Source organism: Dokdonella immobilis, assembly GCF_900115085.1.
In the GTDB taxonomy this organism is placed as follows: Bacteria; Pseudomonadota; Gammaproteobacteria; order Xanthomonadales; family Rhodanobacteraceae; genus Dokdonella; species Dokdonella immobilis.
This window is the reverse complement of record NZ_FOVF01000005.1, coordinates 159,302-182,531: the sequence shown is the minus strand read 5'-3', so window position 1 is coordinate 182,531 and position 23,230 is coordinate 159,302. Positions and strand designations below refer to the sequence as shown.

Sequence of the window (23,230 nt, the reverse complement as noted above, 5' to 3'; positions counted from 1 at the left end):
CACAATGACTGCCTCGACGCAGACAATCTCAATGGCGCAGGACCATGCGTGCTCGCGAACGGCTCGGCGTGCGGCCCTCCGCTCTTCCGCGCTCTGGGGCCATGCCCTCGGTGGCATCAGGTCGGACCACGACAACCCGACAGCGGCTAGCACGCCCTCGGCGTCGTGGCAGGAAAAGCAGTGGACTAGAACCTTGCCATCGCGAAACGTAATGCTCAGTTTCCGAGACTGCCCGCCACATGACGGACACGCAGAGCGCCAATGGGTTTCGCTGGACTGTTGCACGCGGTCCAGGCGTTGCAACAGAGCGTCGGGGCTGGCATTCTGAACGTGTAAATTGCTGCTCGTGCCACCTCGAAGCCCGGTTGCCGCCGGGCTTCGTTCTTGCTTTTGGACGCTCATAGCTGCGCCCCTTTGTTGCTGGCAATTCGATCGCACAAGTCTCGAATGTCAGACGCACGCCAAAGTGTGATGCCACCATGTTTTATCGGCTTGGGATATCTACCACTGGCACAGCCAGCCCACCATGTAGCGGCAGAAACTGGAATGATTGGGTCAATGCGTGCATCGGCGTTGCCGATAATCTGCTTTAGCCGCAGAAAGCCATACTCAGGAACACTCGAATCCATGGCGGGAACTCCGACATGGCTCGCTGGTATTTGGGAAATACATCAAGCGAGCCGTGGCAACAAATGCGGATCAAATATCCGCTCCGTTGCGCTTCGTCGCTTGATGCTTTGCAGCCCTGAGCTAGGACGCCTATGGTTCCCTTGCCGCTTTCGCAGGGTAGAACGTGAACGTCGGACCGCATCGCATGGTTTCCGATGCGCGCGCCCATGCCTCTTTCAAGGGGGGCGCTCGAAACATAGTCTAAGGGCGCACTTGTGAACAATCAAGTCCAACCCGCTTTGATCCCGTCTAGCTTGCCGCCTCTTTCTTGATTGGCACCACATTCGCCCTCGTTCGCAGAGAGTCCAGATAGTCCGCCCATTGCGCCAGCGCGGCTTTCCTCTCCTTCGCATAGTCGTTGCGATCGTATATTTCAGCCATACCGGGCAGCTTGTGATTGATCGCGCGTTCTGCAACCTCAAAACGCACGCCAAGTAAGGCAAGGCCGCCGCGCATTGTTCGGCGCAGGTCATGCGGCTTGAATGTCTTGCGTGGTATTTCGAGCGCATCCATAACGCGCCAGAGCCATGCCCGATAGGTCTGATAGGGAATTGGGCGATCACTACCGCGCGCGGCCGGAAACACAAACGCCGATTGTTGCGTATTGTCCCGAATCCTTCGCAACAATTCCCAAGCCTGAGCGGGCAGGCTGATCGTGTATTCGCTGCCGGTCTTGGTGCGCTCTGCCGGAAGCGTCCATGTCCCCGCGGTTTCGTCAAACTCGCGCCATGCGGCTCCGCATAGCTCGCCCGGTCGGACACCGGTCATCAGGTGCAGGCGCAATGCCCAGCCCTTCACGTCATCAGGGATAGCCCGGACGAACGCGGCCAAACTCTCACCTTCAAACGACAGTCCCTTTCTTCGCGGTGGCGCTGGCGCGATTGTGTCGCGATTGATGTTTGCCGCCGGATTGTCAATGCGAATCGCCTGCCCACGTGCGTGCTCGAACAATGCGCGCGTAGCTGCATGGGTCGTGCGCATGGCTCCCGCCCCTCGTGTGGAGGATTCCCGAAGCACTACAACGACATCAGCGGGCGCAACGTCACGAACCAACATGGCCCCGAGTCTTGGCGCTACCCAATTGGCGATATAGCCCCTGTAGAGTTTCCGCGTGGACGTCGCAGCATTCGCCAGATTCTTGGATTCGTAGTCTTGGATCAGTTGGCGGACTGTCCATGCTTCCACGCTGGCGTGTTTCGCCCTCCGCTTCTCAGCAGCAACGTCTACGCCATCCGAAACCTTAATGCGTTCCACCGCAGCGCGGGCGCGCGCCGCTTTCAGGGTCAAGTCCGGGTATCGCCCAAGGGTCAATTCCCGACGGCGTCCGCCAATCCGGTAGCGGAGCACCCAGACCGCAAGACCTGCGGCGGACAAGGTGAACGTCAGCCCGTCGCCATCGCTCTTTGCCACCGGATCACCATCAGCGACCCACGCGCGAATCTGGGGATCAGAAAGGATCTTGGTTTGCCGCTTCGCCATCGGTCGCCACCAAAATGGGTAGCTGATCGACTTGACTACCCTTCTGGCTACCCATTGTCCGCCTGATTGCATTGGACAGCAATAGACGAAACTAGGCTGGAAACCCGGCTATATCAGGGGGCAAAGTTCGATTCGCTGGCTTTGGCTAGATCTGATCAGACCGCAAGTCAGATACTTCATGGATTTCTGAAGCGGGGCTTCCGAGCCTCGGGCTTCGTAGACGAATGCCTTCCCGTCGCGAATGCCGTTCACTTGCATGCACGCCTGGTGCCGCACACAACTCCCGCAATTCGGTCGACTCAATCGAATCCGCCGCTGAAGATGGCTTCACCATCCCAGTCGTACAGTTCGGCGGTTTCCAGCGGAGATCCGGACGGCCCGATCCCACCGACGACGAGGACATCGCCCGAGTCGAGCACCGTGGAGGTATGGAAAACGCGCCCAGCCGCCAACATGCCCGCATGGCTCCACTCGTTGCGGACTTCATCGTAGAGTTCCGTCGCGGCAACCACATCCTGTCCGTTCCAGGAGTATCCGCCGGAAACGAGCACCTTCCCGTTATCGAGCACACTGGCTGCGTGGATTCCACGCCCGTAGGCCATGCTGGATCCCGGGCTCCAGGTTCCGGTGCCGGCGTCGAAGATCTCGGTGCTCGTTGAATACTCCGGCGTGTCGATCTGACCGCCGCTGACCAGGATGGATCCGGATGGCATCAGGGTTGCGGTCTGCCAGTAGCGGCCGGTATGCAGATCCCCTACTTCGGTCCAGAGTCCACTGCTCGGGTCGTAGAGTTCTGTACTCGCGAGGTGGATCGTGAAATGGGCGCCGCCGGTCACCATCACTTGACCCGTGCCGGTAAGCGTCGCCGTCGCGTATACCCTTTCGTGCGCAAGGCTCCCCGCCGGGCTCCAGGTATCAAGCGCTGGATCGTAGATCTCAGCCTCGGCAACATAGCCGGCGCCATTACGCCCGCCCACGACGAGTACTTTGCCGGAAGGCAGCAACACCGACGAAAAATCGGTCCGCGCATTCGACATGTCCGCGGCGTCGCTCCACGAGTTGTCGGCCGGGTCGAAAATCACTGCGCTCTTCAAGAACCCGACGGTCGTGGCGTAGCCTCCGGCAATCAAGACCTTGCCGGAAGCAAGACGCGTTGCCGTGTGATCGAAGCGGGGAACCGAAAGGCCCGACGCGACGGCCCACGTATTCGACGAGGGGTCATACACCTCCCCTTCGTAATGACTGACGACGAGCACCTTTCCTGACAACAGCAGCGTGGCCGTGTGATGGCTGCGCTGGACTTGCATGCTGGCGACAGGATGCCAGTTCGACGACGCCGGGAATGCAGGTTCCATGGCACACACGATCGCTGTGGCGGCCAGGAATAGGATCATGCTCAAGCGTGGGGGTCGGATTGAGCGGCGGTCCATGGATCGATCATCTCCTGTCGTTCGGCAAGCCGCCGCGCGTGTTCGACGAACTCGCTGGGTCACGGGGTACCCATTGGCAGCCCCGAAAATCTTACCGCGAAAAACTCGGGTCTGTGGCTCCACCTGCCCGCATCACGGTCGACAGGATCGATTCGCCGGTTCCGAGTTCGAGCCACTGCTGGAATGGAGCGACCACTTCTCCCATTGTCCCGTCACTACCAGATCAAATCGTCCGGGATGTCGTCGTCCGCCGGAGCATCCGGATCGCACAGCAGCACCAGCGATTCCGAACTGATGGCGCGGGCCTGTTCGGCGACCTCCCGATCCACCAAGAGATAGCGACCGCGATACTGCACGACGGCAATCCTGCCGGCATTGACCTCGACCAGTTGCTCGGCCGTACAGTAGACGCGACGGATCTTTTCGCCGTGCGGGAAGTGCCGGGCGATCTCGGCGTCCTCCTTGTTGAGGGCCTTGCCGTCGAACAGCGCGGCCAGCTTCTGCTTGCGCTCGGCCTTTTCCTTCGCGCGCCGCTCCGCCTCCCTCTTTTCCCGCTCGCGCTGTTCGCGTTCCGCACGCTCGCGAAGACCATAGGCGCGGGCGAGATCGATTTCCTCCTGGCTGCGCGTCTCTGCGCCCTTGTTCGGAACGCGCTTGCGATCCGGACGCGGCTTGGCCTTGGCCGGCCACTGCGGGCGCTCGACCGGGCGCACCTCGCGTGCTTCCGCCTTGAGCTTCTGTACCAGTCCGCTTTTCAGCAGTAGATCTCGGAGTGAATCGGCCATGTCGGTAGGCTGGGACTCAGTAGTGAGGGGGAGGCGGCTCGTTGCTGACGTCGTTGCCGAGCGTCGAGCGCAGCCCAAGCAGGTCGCTGCGCAGGCGGTCGATCGCGTCGCGCATGCCGAGCATCGACTGGTCCTGCATGGCCACGGCCGCATTCAGTGCGGCCACCGCGTCATCGATGAAGGCGAGCCGCACTTCGAGCTCGGTCAGGCGCTCCTCGAGCGAATTCATGGTTTTGGCAGACTCTCTATCAGGTGGCGGCCATGGCGGGCACCCAGTGTTCCCGCGGCTTCGCCGGCGGCCAGGGCGTGATCGGCCGTCGCCATTTCGTGAACCAGTTCGGCGAAGCTCGTCTTCGGTATCCAGCCCAGCTTCTCGCGAGCGAAGGTCGGATCGCCGAGCAGGGTTTCAACTTCCGCCGGTCGGTAGTACTGCGGATGGATGCGCAACAGGATATCGCCGCGCGCGATGCGACCACCCGGGTTGCGGATGTCGGCGACCACGCCGACCTCGTCGGCGCCCTGCCCTCGAAATTCGATCTCGACGCCCATTTCGCGCGCCGCCAGCACGACGAACTCGCGCACGGAGTGCTGGATGCCGGTCGCGATCACGTAGTCGTGCGCGCTGTCCTGCTGCAGGATCAGCCATTGCGCCTCGACGTAGTCGCGGGCATGGCCCCAATCGCGCCGCGCGTCGAGGTTGCCCAGGTAGAGGCACTGCTGCAGCCCGTGGATCACGCGGGCCAGGCCGCGCGTGATCTTGCGCGTGACGAACGTTTCGCCGCGGATCGGCGACTCGTGGTTGAACAGGATGCCGTTGCAGGCATACATCCCGTAAGCCTCGCGGTAGTTCACGGTGATCCAGTAGGCGTACAGTTTGGCCACGCCATAAGGCGAGCGCGGATGGAACGGCGTCGACTCGCGTTGCGGCGTCTCGCGCACGAGCCCGTACAGTTCGGAAGTCGAGGCCTGGTAGATGCGGCAGCGCTCCTGGATGCCGAGGATGCGCATCGCTTCGAGCAGGCGCAGGGTACCGAGGCCATCGGCGTTGGCCGTGTACTCGGGTTCCTCGAACGACACCGCGACATGGCTCTGCGCGGCGAGGTTGTAGATTTCGTGCGGCTCGACCTCCTGGACCACGCGCATGAGGCTGGTCGAATCGGTCAGGTCGCCATAGTGCAGGGTCAGCGACGGGCCGGTTTCGTCGAGTTCACGATAGAGATGGTCGATGCGCTCGGTGTTGAACGAGGACGCGCGGCGCTTCAGGCCATGCACCTCGTAGCCCTTGGACAACAGCAGCTCGGCAAGGTATGCCCCATCCTGGCCGGTGATGCCGGTGACCAAAGCACGTTTCTTTTCCATCGTGGGATCTGCGTTCGGAGGGAGATTCGCCGATCGCGCGGATCGGACGGGAATGGACGATGTTAGCGACGGCCGACATCGAGGTACAGTCCGCAAGCCGACAATCGCACGCGGCGAAAGGCGTGCGCACCTGCAACGCGGCTATTGCGCCATCGGACCGGAGCGCTCCTGGAAGCGTGCGACACTGCGCCCGCGGCCGATGCCGTAATAGGCCAGGCCGGCCGATTCGATCGCCTGCGGGTCGAAGATGTTGCGCCCGTCAAAGATGACCGGCGTCGCCAGCAACTCGCGGATCCTGCCCAGATCCGGACTGCGGAAGGCCTTCCATTCCGTGACCACGACCAGCGCATCGGCGCCTTCCAGTGCCTGGTACTGCGAATCGCACAACTGCAGGTCCTCGCGCATGCCGTAGATACGGCGCACCTCGTCATGGGCCTCGGGATCGTAGGCGCGCACGCGTGCCCCCGCGTTCCACAACTGTTCGAGCAGGGTCCGGCTCGGCGCCTCGCGCATGTCGTCGGTATTCGGCTTGAAAGCGAGCCCCCAGAGGGCGATCGTGCGGCCTTTCAGCTGCGCCTCGAAGTAGCTGCCGAGCAGTTCGAACAGGCGCTCCTTCTGGGCCGCATTGGTCGCTTCGACGGCGCTCAGCACGCGCGGCTCATAGCCCTGGCTGCGCGCGATGTGTTCGAGCGCCTTGACGTCCTTGGGAAAGCAGGACCCGCCATAGCCGGCGCCCGGATAGATGAAGTGATAGCCGATGCGCGGATCCGAGCCGATACCAAGGCGGACCTGCTCGACATCGGCACCGACGCGTTCGGCGATGTTGGCGATCTCGTTCATGAAGCTGATCTTGGTCGCCAGCATGGCGTTCGCCGCGTACTTGGTCAGCTCGGCAGAACGCACGTCCATCAGCACGAGTCGATCGTGATTGCGGTTGAAGGGCGCGTACAGGGTACGCAGGGCCGTGATCGCGCGCGCACTGTCGCTGCCGATGATGATGCGATCGGGGCGCATGCAGTCCTGGACGGCGTCACCTTCCTTGAGGAATTCCGGGTTGGACACGACGTCGAACTGGACATCGACCCCGCGCCCGGCCAGCTCCGCGGCAATCGTGTCGCGGACGCGGTCGGCGGTACCGACCGGCACGGTAGACTTGTTGACGATCACGGCAGGGCGCTGCAGGGTGCGGCCAATGGTCCGGGCCACGTCGAGCACATGACTCAGATCGGCGCTGCCATCCTCATCCGGCGGCGTGCCAACGGCGATGAAGATGATCTCGCCGTGCGCGATGGCGCTCTCGGCGTCCGTGGTGAAATGCAGCCGCCCGGCGGCATGGTTGTCGATGACCAGCGGGCTCAGCCCGGGCTCGAAGATCGGGATTTCGCCGCGCTCCAGGCGCGCCACCTTCAGCGCGTCGACATCGACGCAGATGACATCGTTGCCGACCTCGGCCAGGCAGGTTCCGGTGACCAGTCCGACGTAGCCGGTCCCAAAGATTGCAACGCGCATCTCATGATCTCCTGATTCTCACTGGCGACCTCGGATTGCCGCCAGCTTCCGCACTTGCGCCGCCCGGCCACGATCGCCCTTGCGTGCTCGACCGCGCGCAATGGATGCCCCCAGAAACGCCAAGGGCGTGCCGTTTGCGGCACGCCCCTGGTTTGCAGCGGTTCTAAGACTTACTTCTTCTCGGCAGCGGCCGGCGCAGCCTTCTCGGCACCGGTTTCGATCGAGATCAGCTTGACGTCGAAGATCAGGGTCGCATTCGGACCAATCGTCGGCGGCGCATTTTCGCCGTAGGCGAGTTCGGCCGGAATAACCAGCTTGTACTCGGAACCGACCGGCATCAGCTGCAGGCCCTCGGTCCAGCCCTTGATCACGCCGTTCAGCGGGAACGTGGCCGGTTGGCCGCGGTCGATCGAGCTGTCGAACTTGGTACCGTCGATCTTGGTGCCGGTGTAGTCGACCTTGACCGTATCGGTTTCCTTCGGCTTCGGACCGGTGCCCTGCTTGATCACTTCATACTGCAGGCCCGAGGCGGTCGTCTTCACGCCCGGCTTGGCCTTGTTCTTGGCGAGGAACGCATCGCCTTCCTTCTTGTTCTTTTCGGCGGCCACCTTCTCTTCGGCAACGCGCTTGGCCTGGAGCTTCTGCATGAACTCCTGGCGGACCTGCTGGCCCTCTTCCTGGGTCATCAGGGTCTTGCCGCCGTTGAATTCGTCCTGCATGGCCTGCATGACGATTTTCAGATCAAGCTCGTCCTTGATCTGGGTCAGGCCGCGGCCGACGTCGGCGCCGACCATGTAGCTGACCTTGTCTTTCTCGGTCTTGAGCGAAGCATCGACAGCCAGGGCATTGCCGGCGCCGAATGCCGTGGTCAGTGCCATGGCGATAAGGGTCTTGCGGACGAAACGGGTCATTTATGAGAGCTCCTGGGTAAAACGATTGAGGACGGCTGCTGGCCGCCCGACAGAATCCGTGGGGCAAGCGGGCCGCATATTGTGGCGGTGGTCGCCTTTGATGGCAAACACCGGCATTCCTGCCTGGGCCCCCTGTACCTTGACGCCCCTGCTGACCCTTGAGAACGCGAAGCGGCGCGCGGGTTCCCGGATTCTCCTGAACGATCCGGAAAATTCTGTTCACCCGGCCGCGTTTTCGGGCATTCGGCCATGCCGGAGCCGAGCCGGTAATGGCCTGGCACAATCCGGGGCCGGCCCTTGGCCACTCCGATGGTGCTCTTCTGTCGAGCAAAACCCGACCCGGCCGATGCGCGCACCGCAAAAGAATGCGCAAGGCCTTATAATCCCCGGGCTCCGGCACTGCCCCGCGGTCGTTTCACCGCAGTGCCGCGCTCCATCCGCGCTCGATACCCATGCCGGGCCCGCCGTCCGGCGCCTGCTCCGCGTCGCGCCGAAGACGTGGCTGGCAGGTACTGTCCCGTTGACCCACTAGCCAGGAAACTCGATGTCCCAGCTGATCGCTCCCCATGGTGGCCACCTCGTCGATGGCCTTGTTCCGGCCGCCGAAGTCGAATCACTCAAGCATGCAGCCGGTTCGCTGCCTTCCTGGGACCTGACCGCGCGCCAGTTGTGCGACCTCGAAATGCTGCTGACCGGTGCCTTTTCCCCGCTGCGCGGCTTCATGGTCCGCGCTGACTACGAGTCGGTACGCGACCAGATGCGCCTGAGCGACGGCAGCCTGTGGCCGATGCCGATCACCCTCGATGTCGACCAGAAATTCGCCGATGCGATCGGCGATGCCCGGCAGATCGCGTTGCGCGATCCGGAAGGGGTCGTGCTTGCCATCCTCGACGTCGAGGACCGCTGGCAACCCGACCGCGCGCTGGAAGCCGAGAAGGTCTTCGGCACCATCGATCGCAAGCACCCGGGCGTCAGTCACCTGCTCGAGCGCAGCCATCCGGTCTACATCGGCGGCAGGCTGCATGGCCTTGAACTGCCGCGTCACTACGACTTCAGCCATCTGCGTTCGACGCCGGCTGAATTGCGCGCCTTGTTCGCCAAGCTGGGCTGGTCGCGCATCGTCGCCTTCCAGACGCGCAATCCGATGCACCGGGCGCACCTCGAACTGACCTTCCGCGCGGCACAGATCGCCGAGGCCAACCTGCTCATCCATCCGGTCGTCGGCCTGACCAAGCCCGGCGACATCGACCACTACACGCGCGTGCGCTGCTACGAGAAACTGCTGCGTCACTACCCGGACCAGACCACGACGTTGGCCCTGCTGCATCTGGCCATGCGCATGGGTGGCCCGCGCGAAGCCCTGTGGCACGCGATCATCCGCAAGAACCATGGCTGCACGCACTTCATCGTCGGACGCGATCACGCCGGCCCGGGCGTGGACAGCTCCGGCAAGCCGTTCTATGGCCCCTACGACGCCCAGGCCCTGGTCGCCGAGCACCAGGCCGAACTCGGCATCACGATGGTGCCGTTCCAGGAAATGGTCTACGTGCAGGAACGCGCGCAGTACATGCCGACCGATGAAGTGAAGGACGGCGACACCGTCCTCAATATCTCCGGCACCGAACTGCGCCGGCGCCTGCAGGAAGGACTCGACATCCCGGACTGGTTCACCTATCCGGAAGTCATCGAGGAGTTGCGCCGGACCCATCCGGCCCGCCACAAGCAGGGCTTCACGGTGTTCTTCACCGGACTTTCCGGCTCGGGCAAGTCGACCATCGCCAATGCGCTGCTGGTGCGTCTGCTCGAGCTCGGCACGCGTCCGGTCACCCTGCTCGACGGCGATATCGTGCGCAAGAACCTGTCCAGCGAGCTTGGCTTCTCCAAGGAGCACCGCGACCTCAACGTGCAGCGCATCGGTTTCGTGGCCGCCGAGATCACCAAGAACGGCGGCATCGCGATCTGCGCGCCTATCGCCCCCTACAAGGGCTCGCGCGAAATCGTCCGAGAAAACGTCAGCGCCGGCGGCGTGTTCGTCGAGATCCATGTCTCGACCCCGCTCGAGACCTGCGAGGGCCGCGACCGCAAGGGCCTCTACGCCCTCGCCCGCGCCGGCAAGATCAAGGAATTCACAGGCATCAGCGACCCCTATGAAGTGCCCGAGAACCCGGAAATGCGCATCGACACCACCAGCCTGCCGCCCGACCAGGCGGTGCAGCAGATCGTGCTCAAGCTCGAGGCGCTCGGACTGATACGGCCGGCACAATAAAGCCGGGAGTTGGGAATGGAGAATGGGGAATGGGGAGCTGCAGAAGCGACCCCGACCCGCACCTGCCAGCGGATTGCCCCCGCAGGAAGCGTCTTCAGCCGCGATGCTTCTCGCTCAGCAGACGAAGAGCATCGCGGCTGAAGCCTGCTCCTACGAAATGCGAGCTGCATGCGAATGCGCAGGTTGACTGAACTCGGACGATCGACAGGTCCTTCGCAAAACGGCGCACGTACATAGAACAAACCTCGGGAACAGCCTGAAGCAGCGCGTGCGGACCATGCACCATAATTGACGATACATTTGTGCAGCCCGCACACATTACGGCGAGCGCGCTCAGTGGAAACGCACTGTTACGTGGGGTCTGATCAAGCAGCGAAGTCGTCACGACGCCTGCCTGTGTGCAGATCGCGACGCGTCGACGCAGACAGACTGGCCGTCTTTCAGGTCGACGCAACAAGGATCTGCGCGCAGGCAGGCGTCGCCTGACTGATTGACTGGATGCTGAAAAGGTGGCGTCCAGAAGGCTCCCCACATGCACCGCGCGCCTCGTCAAGGCAACCCGGCTTCACTAAGCCACGCGACACATTTGGAAAAATTTCTGAACGCCATGACGACTCTGCTACCTGATCAGACCCTCCTTAATGTTTGACGCTGCCTGAACCCTCTTCAGAGGCGTCGATCAACGCCTCGATTTTCGCCACCAGCGCCTTGTCGTCGGGTTTGACCTTGCTGGCGAAGTCGGCGACGACGTTGCCGTTGCGGTCGATCAGGTACTTGTAGAAATTCCAGGTCGGGGCACGGCCTTCCGACGCGGCGGCAAGCTTCTGGTAAAACGGATCGGCGTCCTCGCCCTTGACGTGGACCTTCTCGAACATCGGGAACTTGACGCCGTAGGTCAGTGTGCAGAATTCCCTGATTTCAGCCTCGGTGCCCGGCTCCTGGCCGGCGAAATCATTGGACGGGAAGCCGAGCACGGCGAAACCGCGGTCCGCATAGGTCGCATGCAGCTTCTCGAGCGCATCGTACTGCGGCGTGAATCCGCACTTGCTCGCCGTGTTGACCACGAGCAACACCTTTCCCGCATAGGTCTTGCAAAGATCGACCTTCTCCTTGCCGGCCAGCGGCCGGAATTCGGCGGACAGCAGGTCGCTGCAGGCGTGCGAGGCGGCACTGGCTGCAAGCAGGCACAGGGCGAACAGGATGCGGGGCATGTTTGGACTCCTTGGGACGGGATTCGGGATTCGGGATTCGGGATTCGGGATTCGGGATTCGGGATTCGGGATTCGGGATTCGGGATTCGGGACCATCAAGCCATAGGCGCCCGGCAATCCGCAACGGAAATCCAAACCGAAACTTCCTGCGAGGGGCGCAAGGCCAACCGGATTTGCGCCGCCGTCAGGTTCGGGCGCGCCGCTGGTCGTTCCGAATCCCGAATCCCCAATCCCGAATCCCGGCTCCCCCTTGACACCCCGAGTTTAGGTGTTATAGTTGCCTACAACACTAACTCATCAAATGACCTCAGGGAGGTCGCCATGAACCGCACGATCCATACCCGCCTGATGCTTGCCCTGGCCATTGCCGCCATCGTCGGCTCGCTGGGCCTGGCCGGCACGAGCTCCAGGGAATTGACCTCCCCGGCTGCTACCGTTGCCACGGCGCGCCCCGCCGAGGTCATCCCGACGCTGCCGACCGTCATGGTTCGCGCTTCGGTCGAGATCCCGACGCTCCCGGTCGTCGTCGTGCGCGCCGACGCGCCTGCTCAGGCCGAACCGGCACGCGAATTCCTCGTGGCATCGACCTCGGCCAGCGTACCGGCCCTCGGCATGCCGGCCCTTCCTCATGTGCGTCTGGACATGCCCTACTATTCTTTTGGCAAGCTGCTGCCACGCGCGATCAAGGAATAAGCCAATGAGCATGGTTTGGAACGACAACACACCGATCTATCGTCAGCTACGCGACCGCGTGGTGGCGATGATCCTCGACGGTGTGCTCAAGCAGGGAGATGCGCTGCCCTCGGTTCGCCAGGTCGCAGCGGATTTCCAGATCAATCCGATCACCGTATCCAAGGCTTACCAGGAACTCGTCGACGAGAACCTCGTGGAAAAACGAAGAGGGTTGGGCATGTACGTCACCGAAGGGGCGCGGAGCGCCCTGCTGAAATCCGAACGCGAGCGCTTTCTGACCGAGGAATGGCCGCCGCTGCATGCCCGTCTCGAACGCATGGGCCTCGATCTGGAAACGCTGATCAAGCACGCACCGAAACACGAGGGGAATGCGCAATGAGTGCTGTCGTCCACGCGCGAAAACTGAGCAAGAAATACGGAACCACCGTCGCCCTCGATGCCGTCGATTTCGAGATCGAAGCCGGCCGCATCGTCGGCCTGATCGGTCCGAACGGGGCCGGCAAGACCACGGCGCTGAAGGCCATCCTCGGACTCAGCGAATTCGACGGCGAGCTGTCGGTTCTCGGCCTCGATCCGCGCACGGACCGCCCCAAGCTGATGGAGCAGGTCTGCTTCATCGCCGATGTCGCCGTCCTGCCGCGCTGGATCCGGGTCGGCCAGGCCATCGATTTCGTCGCCGGCGTGCATCCGCGCTTCTCGCGCGAGAAGTGCGAAGCCTACCTGGGCCACACCAAGATCCGGAAGGACATGCGCGTTCGCGAACTGTCCAAGGGCATGATCGTGCAGTTGCACCTGGCCCTGGTCATGGCCATCGACGCCCGTGTCCTCGTCCTCGACGAACCGACCCTGGGCCTCGATATCCTTTATCGCAAGACCTTCTACGAGAACCTGCTCTCGGAATACTTCGACGAGAACAAGACGATCATCGTCACCACCCACCAGGTCGAGGAAGTCGAGCACATCCTGACCGACCTGATCTTCATTCGCGATGGCAGGATCGTCCTCGACGCGTCGATGGACGAAGTGGCCGATCGCTATTCGGAAATCATGGTCAATCCGGACAAGGCCGAGGCGGCGCGCGCGCTCAATCCGCTCAGCGAGCGCCAGATCTTCGGCAAGTCGATTTTCCTCTTTGACGGGGTCGACCGCTCGCGCCTGGCCGAGCTGGGCGAGATGCACAAACCGAGCATCGTCGACCTGTTCGTCGCCACCATGAAAGGAACCTACGCATGAACACGTTTGGATGGCTGGTCAAACGCGAGTACTGGGAGCACAAGGGCGGCTTCTACTGGGCGCCGATCTGGGTCAGCGGGGTCATGCTGCTGCTGACCCTGCTCGGCATCGTCGTCGCCGAAAGCGCGGCTTCCCGAATCGAGGTCAATGGCGGGATTCCCTGGCGCGAGATTTCCGAGCGCATGAGCAGCGGCGACTTCGTGCATGCGGGTACGGGCCTCGACGTTGCCTATGTCGCGCTGGCGGGCCTGCTCTGCGTGGTGTTCTTCTTTGTCGTGTTCTTCTACCTGCTCGGCGCCCTGTACGACGACCGCCGCGACCGCAGCGTGCTGTTCTGGAAGTCGCTGCCGGTCTCCGATACCTCGACGGTGCTGTCGAAGGTAGCCGCCGCGGTATTGCTGGCCCCATTGATCTCGATGGCCATCGCCACGCTTGCCTACATCGTATTGCTGGTCATCGTCGGGATCTGGGCCCTGCTGCACGGCATCAATCCGCTCCCTGCGATCGGCGCTTCGCACACGCTCGGACTGTTCTGGCGGTTCCTGCTGACCCTGCCGGTGGATGCCCTGGTCGCCCTGCCGACCGTCGGATGGCTGTTGTTCTGGTCGGCCTATGCTCGCAGCAAACCGTTCCTGTGGGCGGTGCTGGTCCCCCTGTTCGCGTTCATCGCCAACAGCTGGATCGGCCTGATGGGCCTGCCGCACCTGAGCAAGGAGTTCCTCTACAAGGACGTCATCTCGCGGCTGCTGTTCGGCATCATGCCGGGCTGGTGGCTCGAGGACGGCGGCGAGAAGTTCCGCCTCACCCGCAATGTGTTCCGCGGGGACGACATGCTCGAGGTATTCAGCCCGTCCCACGTCTATGGACTGCTGGCTACGCCGGGGGTCTGGGTCGGCGCGATCGTCGGCACGGCGCTGATCGTTGCGGCAATCTGGCTGCGCCGCTCACGCATCGAAACTTCCAGCTGAGACGCATGACGAAAGGGCCCGACGCTGTCACCAGCGTCGGGCCCTTCGCTTTCCAGGCTTCGTTCGGCCAGTGGACCGAACGTGCGTCGGTCCGGGCGAACGGCTCGCCCGGACCGGCAATCACTCGAGCTTGCCGCTCAATACCTTGTACTTGTTGACGCCATCGCTGCCGATGCCGATCTGGTTGAGATTGAGCGCGCCGACCAGCCAGAAACGCAGGAGCCGGCTGCCTTCGCGCCGAACCACGACGGCCGCACCCTTGGCCGTGTAGATCAGGTCGCCGCGCCGCAACGCCGAGGTCTCGAGCAGCTCGGTGATCCGCTTGCCTTCGTTGTAGCGCTTCTCGAGGGTCGAACGGACCGGATCGGTGTCGCCCGGTTCCGCTGCCTGAAGCATGACCGGCGCCGATGGGTCCACGGTTGCTGCGGGTGCTTCGGTGGCGGCTGCCGCGGGAATCGGTGCAGCCTCGGGAGCGGCTTCGACGGGCGCGGGCGGCGGTGATGCCGCCGGAGCGGCTGCCGGTGGCGGCGTCTGCGGCGCGCGCTCGACTACCGGTGCCGGAGCAGGCGCTTCGGTTACACGCGGTGGCGGTGGCGGGGCCGGCTGGGTATTGGCGCGTGCCGGTGGCGGCGCGGGCTTGGGCTCCGCCTTGACTGTCGCCTCGGGCTTCGGTTCAGGCCTGGCCGGTTCAGCGGCCTTGTCCTCGATGCGCACGAGGACGGTCTCGTAGAAGCCGTCCTTGAGGACGACATCGGCGTTACCGCCGGCACGGATCTTCGCGGCAATCTGCGCGTGCCAGTGCTGCGGTGCCGTCACGACCAGCCGCTTGCCGGAGGCGGCCGCCTGGCGACCGAGAGCCGACAATGTCCCATTGGCATCGCCACTGGTGAACTGCTCCGCACTGATGTCGGTGTTCTGCTGCGCAAAGGCGCTGCTGGCGAGCAACGCCATCAGCAGGAGAAAACGCTTGTTCATCTGAATCACTCCACTATCCATCCATTTCGGGAAATCATTTCTGCAACGCTGTGCTGTCTGAAGAATTCCGGCATGTGCCATAGGCCACGCTGGCGCACCGGCCTCTAGCAAGAATCGGGCCGAATTTGCGCCCCGGAACGATCAGAGGCCCTCAATAGTCTCGTGGGGCCCGCTCAGCCGCCGGCCGAACCACCCTGGATGCCACCCTTGGTCAGGGCCATCGGATCGAGCAGGGTTTCGAGTTGCTTGCGCGAAAGGCCGGTTGTCTCGAGGGCGACGTCGATGATCGGACGACCCTCCTTGTAGGCCTTCTTGGCGGTGGCCGCGCCGACGTCGTAGCCGATTACCGAATTGAGCGCGGTGACCAGGATCGGATTGCGATCGAGGGCCTGGCGAATGGTGTCCTCGCGAACCTTGAAGCCGGCGATCGCCTTGTCGGCGAGCGCGCGCGAGGCATTGGCCAGGATCTCGACCGACTGCAGCAGGTTCAGCGCGATCACGGGCAGCATCACGTTGAGCTGAAAGTTGCCGCTCTGGCCAGCGATGGTGATCGTGGTGTCGTTGCCGATGACCTGGGCGCATACCATTGCCAGCGCTTCCGGAATCACCGGATTGACCTTGCCCGGCATGATCGAGGAACCCGGCTGCAGCGCCGGCAGCTCGATCTCGCCGAGGCCGGCAAGCGGCCCGGAATTCATCCAGCGCAGGTCGTTGGCCATCTTCATCAGGCCCACTGCGAGCGTCTTGAGCTGCCCCGACAATTCGACCGCGGCATCCTGGGTGCTGATGCCCTCGAACAGGTTGCCGGCGGCTTCGAAGCGCACGCCGGTCATGCGCGTGAGTTCCGCGCAGACGCTGGCACCGAGTTTCGGATCGGCGTTGATGCCGGTACCGACGGCGGTGCCGCCCTGCGGCAATTTGCGCACGCGTCCGAGCGCGTCGCCGAGTCGGGCCATGTTCGAGCCGATCTGGGCGGACCAGCAGCCGAGCTCCTGGCCAAACGTGACCGGCATCGCGTCCATCAGATGAGTGCGGCCGGTCTTGGCGACCTTTTTCAGTTCCTTCGCGCGCTTGTCGAGAGTCACCTTGAGGTGGGTCAGGGCCGGCAGCAACTGCTCGCTGACCATGAGCGCGGCACTGACCTGGATCGCCGTCGGAATGACGTCGTTCGAGGATTGTCCATTGTTGACATCATCGTTCGGATGGACCTGGGTCCCGGCGTCGGCGGCCACATGGGCGATGACTTCATTCGCGTTCATGTTCGACGATGTGCCCGAACCGGTCTGGAATACGTCGATCGGGAAATGTGCATCGAACTCGCCCTTGGCCACGCGCTCGGCGGCCTTGCGGATCGCCTTCGCCTTGCTCTTCTTCAGATGGCCGAGATCGGCGTTGGCCTGGGCCGCAGCGGACTTGATCAGGCCCAGGGCGCGGATGAATTCGCGTGGCATGGTCAGGCCCGAAATCGGAAAGTTCTGCACGGCCCGCTGGGTTTGCGCGCCGTACAGCGCCTTGGCCGGTACCTTGAGCTCGCCCATGCTGTCGCGTTCGATGCGGAAGTCGCTCATCGCTGGATCCTGGAGAATGATCGGAAGGAAGGGTCGGCGATTATAGCCGGTGTCGATGGAACCCCGTCGTCCGAACCCGGCTTCAACCGGCTCAGGACGACCTGGAGCGGCGGAACGTCGCGCTCCGGCCGCCGCTCAAGAGGGCGGACAGGACCGGCAGCCGTGCATCGAATGCTAGACTTCGCTGCCCGAAGACTCTCGCTCGAGCGATGCTCGCCAACGTTTTCTACATTCTCGCGGCGCTCCTGCTGGTCGTCCTCAACGGCTTCTTCGTCGCAGCCGAATTCGCCCTGGTCAAGCTGCGGCATACCCAGGCGGTCGGTCTTGCAGAACGGATCGGCTGGCGCGGCCGCATCCTGCTCGGCGTCCACGAACACCTCGATGCCTACCTGTCCGCCTGCCAGCTCGGCATCACCCTGTCGTCACTGGCTCTCGGCTGGATCGGCGAGCCAGCGTTCGCGGGCTTGCTCGGCCCGCTGTTCGATCGTTTCGGCGGGCTCGAACCCGAGACCATCCATGTCATCTCGGTGGTCATCGCGTTCACGATCATCTCCTTCCTGCACATCGTGCTCGGCGAACTGGCGCCGAAATCGCTGGCGATCCGCCGCCCCGAGCAGATGTCGGCGTGGACGGCGACGCCGCTCTACGTCTTCTACTGGATCATGTATCCGGCGATCTGGCTGCTCAACGAGAGCGCCAACTGGATGCTGAGACTGTTCGGCCTCGATGCGACCAGTGGACACGAGCACCATTATTCGCGCGAAGAGCTCAAGCTGATCCTGCACGCCAACCGGGCCGTGCGCGATTCCAGCGAAACTTTCGCGATGATGAGCCACGCCCTCGACCTGCCCGAACTGGTCGCCGGCGACCTGTTGCGCACACGCGACCAGCTCGGTGCCCTGCACGATGGCCAGAGCCAGCAGGAGGTACTGGCGGAGATCCGCAAGTCGCAGTTCAGCCGCTACCCCTGGTTCGACGCCGAGCTCGAAACCGTGCGCGGAATCCTGCATGTAAAGGACCTGCTCCTGGCGATGGCCGAGAAAGGCGAGATCGAGGACATGGTTCCTCTTTTGCGGCCGGCCATCGTGGTGCCGCTCGACACGCCGATCCTCGAGATGCTGCGCCGCTTCCGCACCGGCCGCACCCAGTTCGCCCTGGTCACCGAAGACAGCGGGCGCGTGGTCGGTTTCTTCACCCTGTTCGACGTCGTCCAGATCATCGTCGGCGACATCGAGGACGAACACCGCAGCACGCCTGGGCACGCACCGCAGCGCGGGCCGGACGGCTCGCTGACGATACCGGGCAGCATGCCGATCTACCGGCTCGAACGCCTGCTCGACCTCGACATCGATTCGCCCGACGAGGTCAACTCGGTCGGCGGCCTGATCGTGCACCGGCTCGAACGCCTGCCGGCCGAGGGTGAATCGCTCGACTTCGACGGCTTCAGTCTGACCGTGCGCACGATGAAGGGCGCACGGGCCCAGGCCATCACTGTCAAACCCCATCGCCCCGTTGCCACTGGACAGAATACGAAATGAGCTCCCCCCTGCTAGCCCTGTCGCCGCTCGATGGTCGCTACGCGAGCAAGGTCGAATCGCTGCGTCCGATCTTCAGCGAATTCGGCCTCATGCAGCGCCGCGTGCTGGTCGAGATTCGTTGGCTGATCGCCCTCTCCGACGAGCCCGGCATCGTCGAAGTGGCGCCGTTCACGGCCGAAGCCCGGACTGCCCTGGAGGCCATCGCGGCCTCCTTCGGCGAAACCGAAGGCGAACGCATCAAGGCCATCGAGAGCGAGACCAACCACGACGTCAAGGCCGTCGAGTATTTCATCAAGGAGCGCATCGCCGCGCATCCCGAACTGGCCGCGGCGAAGGAGTTCGTGCATTTCGCCTGCACCTCCGAGGACATCAACAACCTCGCCTATGCACTGATGCTGCGCGACGCGCGCGACGCGGTGCTGCTGCCCGCGCTGGACCGCGTCGACGAGCGCCTGACCGGGTTGTCCCATGCCCTGGCCGACAAGCCGATGCTCTCGCGCACCCACGGCCAGACCGCTTCGCCGACCACGCTCGGCAAGGAGATCGCCAACGTCGTCGCGCGCCTGCGCCGGCAACGCCGGCAGATCGCCGCGGTCGACCTGCTCGGCAAGATCAACGGCGCAGTCGGCAACTACAACGCACACGTCGTCGCCTATCCCGACGTCGACTGGCCGACGTTCGCGCAGCGCTTCGTCGAGGGCCTCGGGCTGAGCTTCAATTCCTACACGACCCAGATCGAGCCGCACGACTGCATTGCTGAAATCGCCGACGCCACGCGGCGCGCGAATACCGTGCTGATCGATTTCGCCCGAGACATCTGGGGCTACATTTCGCTCGGCTACTTCCGCCAGTCGCTCAAGGCCGGCGAGGTCGGATCCTCGACCATGCCGCACAAGGTCAACCCGATCGACTTCGAAAACGCCGAAGGCAACTTCGGCATCGCCAATGCCTTGTTCGAGCACTTCGCCGCGAAGCTGCCGATCAGCCGCTGGCAGCGCGACCTGACCGACTCGACCGTGCTGCGCGCACTCGGCACGGCATTCGGGCATGGCCTGGTCGCGCTCGACTCGCTGGCCAAGGGCGTTGGCAAGCTGCAGGTCGACCCGGCGCGTCTCGACGCCGACCTCGAGGCAAGCTGGGAAGTCCTCGCCGAAGCCGTGCAGACGGTGATGCGCCGGCACGGACTGCCGAACCCCTACGAGCAGCTCAAGGCACTCACTCGCGGCCAGGGCATCACCCGCGACTCGATGCGGACTTTCATCGAAACGCTGGAACTGCCCGAGGCCGACAAGCAACGCCTGCTCGGCATGAGCCCCGGCGGTTACACCGGACTCGCAGAGAAGCTCGCACGCGAGATCTAGCCACGCAGCAAGGCTGGCGAACCGTCCCGACGCGCTGACGGTCGTGCCACCTGATTGGCGTTGCCCTAGACTTCGTGCTGTCGATCGGCAGGCCGCGCCAGTCACCGATTCGATCGCATCGTTCCATGGAGTCCCGCTCGTGCCGAATCGCTTGCCCGTTCTTGCTGGATTTGTGCTGCTTGCCGCGGCTAATTACGCGTGCGCGGCGGAACGAACCGCGTCCCTGGCGCTGCCGGGACCGTGCCCGGCCGACGCGGGCTGGAGTGAGCCGACCCGGCCGGCACACATCTTCGCCAGTACCTGGTATGTCGGCACCTGCACGATCAGCGCGATCCTCGTCACCTCGCCGCAGGGGCACGTCTTGATCGACGCCGCGACCGAGGTCGCGGCGCCGGCGATCGAGGCGAACATCCGAGCGCTCGGCTTCCGTATCGCCGACATCCGCTATCTGCTCAATTCGCACGAGCACTTCGATCATATCGGTGGCCTCGCGAGGCTGGCGAAAGACAGCGGCGCGACGGTCGTCGCCCGCGAACCGGCGGCGACTGCGCTCGAACGCGGCAGCAACGACGAGAGCGACCCGCAAAACGGTATGCTTGAACGTTTTTCGCCCGTAGCGCAGGTGCGCCGCATCGCCGACGGGGAATCCGTGAGCATCGGCGAATTGCGCCTGACGGCCCACGCGACCGCCGGCCACACGGCCGGCTCGACGAGCTGGACGTGGAATGCCTGTGAAGGCGAGACCTGCCATACGCTCGTCTACGCCGACAGCCTGACCGCGGTTTCGAGCGACAACTACCGGTTCAGCGATCACGACGATGTCGTCGCCCGGTTCCGCACCGCGTTCGCGACCGTCGCCGCCCTGCCCTGCGACATCCTGATGACCCCGCATCCCGGAGCAAGCGGCCTGCTCGCGCGGATCGGGCCGGCCGCGAGCCAAGCGCTGGTCGATACCGCGGCATGCCGGCGCTACGCCGATTCGGCGGCCTCACGCCTCGATGCGCGCCTGGCCAGGGAACGTGGGCAGGTCGCGCCATGATCGAAGTCAGCGCAACGGCACGATCACCGCTCGGCATGTCGCCGCACGATTTCCTGCGCGATGTCTGGCAGCAGCGTCCGCTGCTGATCCGTCGCGCGTTCGCGGACTTCGAAAGCCCGCTGAGCCCCGACGATCTCGGCGGTCTCGCCTGCGAGGACTTCGCCTTGTCGCGGATCGTGATCCACGATGCGGACGGCGATCGCTGGAGCGTGCGCACGGGCCCGTTCGAGGAAAGCGATTTCGCCGGTCTTCCGCCCTCGCACTGGACCCTGCTCGTGCAGGACGTGGACAAGTGGGACGCCGACGTCGCGGCACTCCTGAAGCCATTCGATTTCCTGCCGAGCTGGCGCGTCGACGATGTCATGGTCAGCTACGCCGAAGATGGTGGCTCGGTCGGCGCGCATGTCGATCAGTACGACGTATTCCTGCTGCAGGGCCAGGGCCGGCGCCGCTGGCAGATCAGCACGGACCGCGCCGCATCGACCGCATTTCGCGACGACGTCGAGTTGCGCTTGCTGCGCGAATTCGTGCCGACCCACGAATGGCTGCTCGAGCCCGGAGACATGCTTTATCTGCCGCCCGGCATTCCGCACCACGGCGTTGCCGAGGGCGAATGCCTGACCTTCTCGATCGGCATGCGCGCGCCTGCGGTTGCCGAGATGATCGCGGACTTTGCCGGTTTCGTCGCCGAGCGACTGGGCGAATCGGTCCGATATGCCGATCCTGGGATCGAGCCGGCGAAGAAGGCGGGGGAGATCGATGACAAGGCGCTTGAAAAGATCGAATCTACGCTGCGGGATTCGTTGGCGGTCGATGCGTCGCTGCTTCGTGGTTGGTTCGGCGCATTCATCACCCGCTACCGTGCGGCCCATGAAGCGGTGCCGCCGACGAAGGCCTTGAGTACCGCCGAATTCACCCGCAGGTTCAAGGCTGGTGCGAGCCTCCAGGCGAACCCATGGTCGCGATTCGCGTGGTCGAAGGCCCGCAGCGGCGCCACGTTGTACGTGGCCGGGGAAAGCTTCCACTGCGCACGAACGCTGGCCGAGCGCCTGTGCCAGCGTGAGCCTCTCGACGCTGCGGAACTCGGCAACCTCGAGCCGCCGACGCTCGACCTGCTGCTGAACCTCCTGAACGCCGGGCATCTGGCCCTGGTACGCAAGCGGAGCAAGCGATGATCAACGCCGAATTCACCGTGGAACCGGCCACCTGGCCTGCCGACATGGCCGAATTGCGCGCCGTGCGCACCGAGGTCTTCGTGCTCGAGCAACAGGTTCCCGAAGAGGAGGAGTGGGACGCCTACGATCCGCAGTCCCAGCATGTGCTCGCGCGCGACGCCTCCGGAGTCGCCATCGGCACCGGACGACTGACCCCGAAGGGAACCATCGGCCGCATGGCGGTGCTGCGCGAATGGCGCGGCAAGGGCGTCGGCGAGGCGCTGCTGCGCGTGCTCCTCGAATTGGCCCGGACGCGCCACTTCGCGCAGATCGAAATCCACGCCCAGAGCCACGCCCTGCCCTTCTATGAGCGTGCCGGGTTCGTCGCCTACGGCGAGGAATTCGACGAGTGCGGCATCGCCCACCGGCACATGCGCATCGATCTTGAACCCGGCGAGCGGCGTCCATCCGCACCGCTCGCCAGCACCGAAGCCACCGCGCTGGCGAGCAGTGACCGGGAAACCGCGCGGGCGGCGATGCTCGCGGTCATGGCCACCGCGCGCCGCGAACTGTGCCTGTTCACGCGCGACCTCGATCCCGACCTGTTCGAGCATGCCGAGCTGCTCGACGCCTTCCGGCGGGTCGCCATCGGCGAGGCGCAGATGCGCATCCGCATCCTCGTGCTCGAACCGGTACGCGCCCGCGCCGAAGGCCATCGCCTGGTGGCGCTGTCGCAACGCCTGACCAGCATTTTCGCCTTCCGCACGCCGGTCGAGGAAGTCGATCGCCAGTACGCCGGCAGCTACCTGATCAGCGACCGCGGCGCCTGGTTCGAGCGGCCGCTGGCCAGCCGCTTCGACGGCGAGGGCAGCACCTACGGCCCCGGGCGCAGGGCCCAGTTGCACGATGCCTTCAACGCGGTCTGGGAGCGCAGCGAGGACTGCAGCGAGATGCGTCGCCTCGAAATCTGAGCGGCCATCCGGTCGAACCCCGGTGTCGACCTGCCGGCGGCATGTCCAAGAGCTGAACCGGCGACCGGGAATCCCCGGTAAACGCTGACGCAATGCAGCAATCGCCGGCGT

20 protein-coding genes are annotated in these 23,230 nt (G+C 64.1%); 10 read left to right on the top strand and 10 right to left on the bottom strand.

The window, feature by feature from the left end; genetic code table 11:
- Window positions 1-918: 918 nt before the first annotated feature.
- The 7 genes from BM125_RS06005 to bamJ all read right to left on the bottom strand — a co-directional run bounded on the left by BM125_RS06005 (window position 919) and on the right by bamJ (window position 8,142).
- A complete protein-coding gene (locus tag BM125_RS06005; RefSeq protein ID WP_175497933.1) occupies window positions 919-2,148 on the bottom strand; it encodes a tyrosine-type recombinase/integrase in 1,230 nt (409 codons plus the stop codon).
- A gap of 299 nt (window positions 2,149-2,447) precedes the next feature.
- On the bottom strand, window positions 2,448-3,542 hold the full coding sequence (locus BM125_RS06000; RefSeq protein WP_245778816.1) for a Kelch repeat-containing protein: 1,095 nt from the start codon (window positions 3,540-3,542) through the stop codon (window positions 2,448-2,450).
- 251 nt (window positions 3,543-3,793) lie between these two features.
- Window positions 3,794-4,363 (bottom strand): DUF2058 family protein, encoded by a 570-nt coding sequence (locus tag BM125_RS05995; RefSeq protein ID WP_092405920.1) that lies wholly within the window; start codon window positions 4,361-4,363, stop codon window positions 3,794-3,796.
- Between the two features lie 16 nt (window positions 4,364-4,379).
- Entirely contained in the window at window positions 4,380-4,592 is a 213-nt protein-coding gene (locus BM125_RS05990) for a SlyX family protein (RefSeq protein ID WP_092405918.1), read from the bottom strand.
- Window positions 4,589-5,722, bottom strand: coding sequence for a GDP-mannose 4,6-dehydratase (gmd, locus tag BM125_RS05985; RefSeq protein WP_092405916.1), 1,134 nt, complete (start codon window positions 5,720-5,722; stop codon window positions 4,589-4,591). The genes BM125_RS05990 and gmd overlap by 4 nt, the downstream gene beginning before the upstream one ends.
- Window positions 5,723-5,863: 141 nt before the next feature.
- Window positions 5,864-7,231, bottom strand: coding sequence for a UDP-glucose dehydrogenase family protein (locus BM125_RS05980; protein ID WP_092405914.1), 1,368 nt, complete (start codon window positions 7,229-7,231; stop codon window positions 5,864-5,866).
- Window positions 7,232-7,401: 170 nt separating this feature from the next.
- Window positions 7,402-8,142, bottom strand: coding sequence for a BamJ family beta-barrel-assembly machinery protein (gene bamJ / locus BM125_RS05975; protein WP_092405912.1), 741 nt, complete (start codon window positions 8,140-8,142; stop codon window positions 7,402-7,404).
- A 544-nt stretch (window positions 8,143-8,686) separates the two neighbouring features.
- Between bamJ and BM125_RS05970 the strand changes: the two genes are divergently transcribed.
- Window positions 8,687-10,408, top strand: coding sequence for a bifunctional sulfate adenylyltransferase/adenylylsulfate kinase (locus BM125_RS05970; RefSeq protein ID WP_092405910.1), 1,722 nt, complete (start codon window positions 8,687-8,689; stop codon window positions 10,406-10,408).
- Window positions 10,409-11,046: 638 nt separating this feature from the next.
- Here the strand turns inward: BM125_RS05970 and BM125_RS05965 are convergent.
- Window positions 11,047-11,619: a glutathione peroxidase gene (locus BM125_RS05965; protein ID WP_092405908.1), complete on the bottom strand. Its 573-nt coding sequence runs from the start codon at window positions 11,617-11,619 to the stop codon at window positions 11,047-11,049.
- 321 nt (window positions 11,620-11,940) lie between these two features.
- Here BM125_RS05965 and BM125_RS05960 point away from each other — a divergent pair, with 321 nt between their 5' ends.
- Genes BM125_RS05960 through BM125_RS05945 form a run of 4 tightly spaced genes read left to right on the top strand, consistent with a single transcriptional unit; the run spans window position 11,941 to window position 14,513 of the window.
- The gene (locus tag BM125_RS05960) at window positions 11,941-12,312 is read left to right on the top strand and encodes a hypothetical protein (protein WP_092405906.1); all 372 of its coding nucleotides are present in this window, start codon (window positions 11,941-11,943) and stop codon (window positions 12,310-12,312) included.
- Window positions 12,313-12,316: 4 nt separating this feature from the next.
- On the top strand, window positions 12,317-12,691 hold the full coding sequence (locus BM125_RS05955) for a GntR family transcriptional regulator (RefSeq protein WP_092405904.1): 375 nt from the start codon (window positions 12,317-12,319) through the stop codon (window positions 12,689-12,691).
- Complete coding sequence (locus BM125_RS05950; RefSeq protein ID WP_092405902.1) at window positions 12,688-13,545, top strand: ABC transporter ATP-binding protein; 858 nt, start codon at window positions 12,688-12,690, stop codon at window positions 13,543-13,545. Before BM125_RS05955 ends, BM125_RS05950 begins: the two co-directional genes overlap by 4 nt.
- Window positions 13,542-14,513: a hypothetical protein gene (locus BM125_RS05945; RefSeq protein WP_092405900.1), complete on the top strand. Its 972-nt coding sequence runs from the start codon at window positions 13,542-13,544 to the stop codon at window positions 14,511-14,513. The genes BM125_RS05950 and BM125_RS05945 overlap by 4 nt, the downstream gene beginning before the upstream one ends.
- Window positions 14,514-14,633: 120 nt before the next feature.
- Here BM125_RS05945 and BM125_RS05940 read toward each other — a convergent pair whose 3' ends face one another.
- Both BM125_RS05940 and BM125_RS05935 read right to left on the bottom strand, forming a co-directional pair.
- Window positions 14,634-15,488, bottom strand: coding sequence for a hypothetical protein (locus BM125_RS05940; protein ID WP_092405898.1), 855 nt, complete (start codon window positions 15,486-15,488; stop codon window positions 14,634-14,636).
- 173 nt (window positions 15,489-15,661) lie between these two features.
- On the bottom strand, window positions 15,662-17,056 hold the full coding sequence (locus tag BM125_RS05935; protein ID WP_092405867.1) for a class II fumarate hydratase: 1,395 nt from the start codon (window positions 17,054-17,056) through the stop codon (window positions 15,662-15,664).
- Between the two features lie 209 nt (window positions 17,057-17,265).
- Here BM125_RS05935 and BM125_RS05930 point away from each other — a divergent pair, with 209 nt between their 5' ends.
- The 5 genes from BM125_RS05930 to BM125_RS05910 all read left to right on the top strand — a co-directional run bounded on the left by BM125_RS05930 (window position 17,266) and on the right by BM125_RS05910 (window position 23,119).
- Window positions 17,266-18,594, top strand: a complete 1,329-nt coding sequence (locus tag BM125_RS05930; protein WP_092405865.1) for a hemolysin family protein — start codon at window positions 17,266-17,268, stop codon at window positions 18,592-18,594.
- Complete coding sequence (gene purB, locus BM125_RS05925) at window positions 18,591-19,955, top strand: adenylosuccinate lyase (RefSeq protein WP_092405863.1); 1,365 nt, start codon at window positions 18,591-18,593, stop codon at window positions 19,953-19,955. Before BM125_RS05930 ends, purB begins: the two co-directional genes overlap by 4 nt.
- Window positions 19,956-20,094: 139 nt before the next feature.
- On the top strand, window positions 20,095-20,994 hold the full coding sequence (gene bla, locus BM125_RS05920) for a subclass B3 metallo-beta-lactamase (protein WP_245778813.1): 900 nt from the start codon (window positions 20,095-20,097) through the stop codon (window positions 20,992-20,994).
- Window positions 20,991-22,169, top strand: a complete 1,179-nt coding sequence (locus BM125_RS05915; RefSeq protein WP_092405861.1) for a cupin domain-containing protein — start codon at window positions 20,991-20,993, stop codon at window positions 22,167-22,169. Before bla ends, BM125_RS05915 begins: the two co-directional genes overlap by 4 nt.
- Window positions 22,166-23,119, top strand: coding sequence for a GNAT family N-acetyltransferase (locus BM125_RS05910; RefSeq protein WP_092405859.1), 954 nt, complete (start codon window positions 22,166-22,168; stop codon window positions 23,117-23,119). Before BM125_RS05915 ends, BM125_RS05910 begins: the two co-directional genes overlap by 4 nt.
- Window positions 23,120-23,230 lie beyond the last annotated feature (111 nt).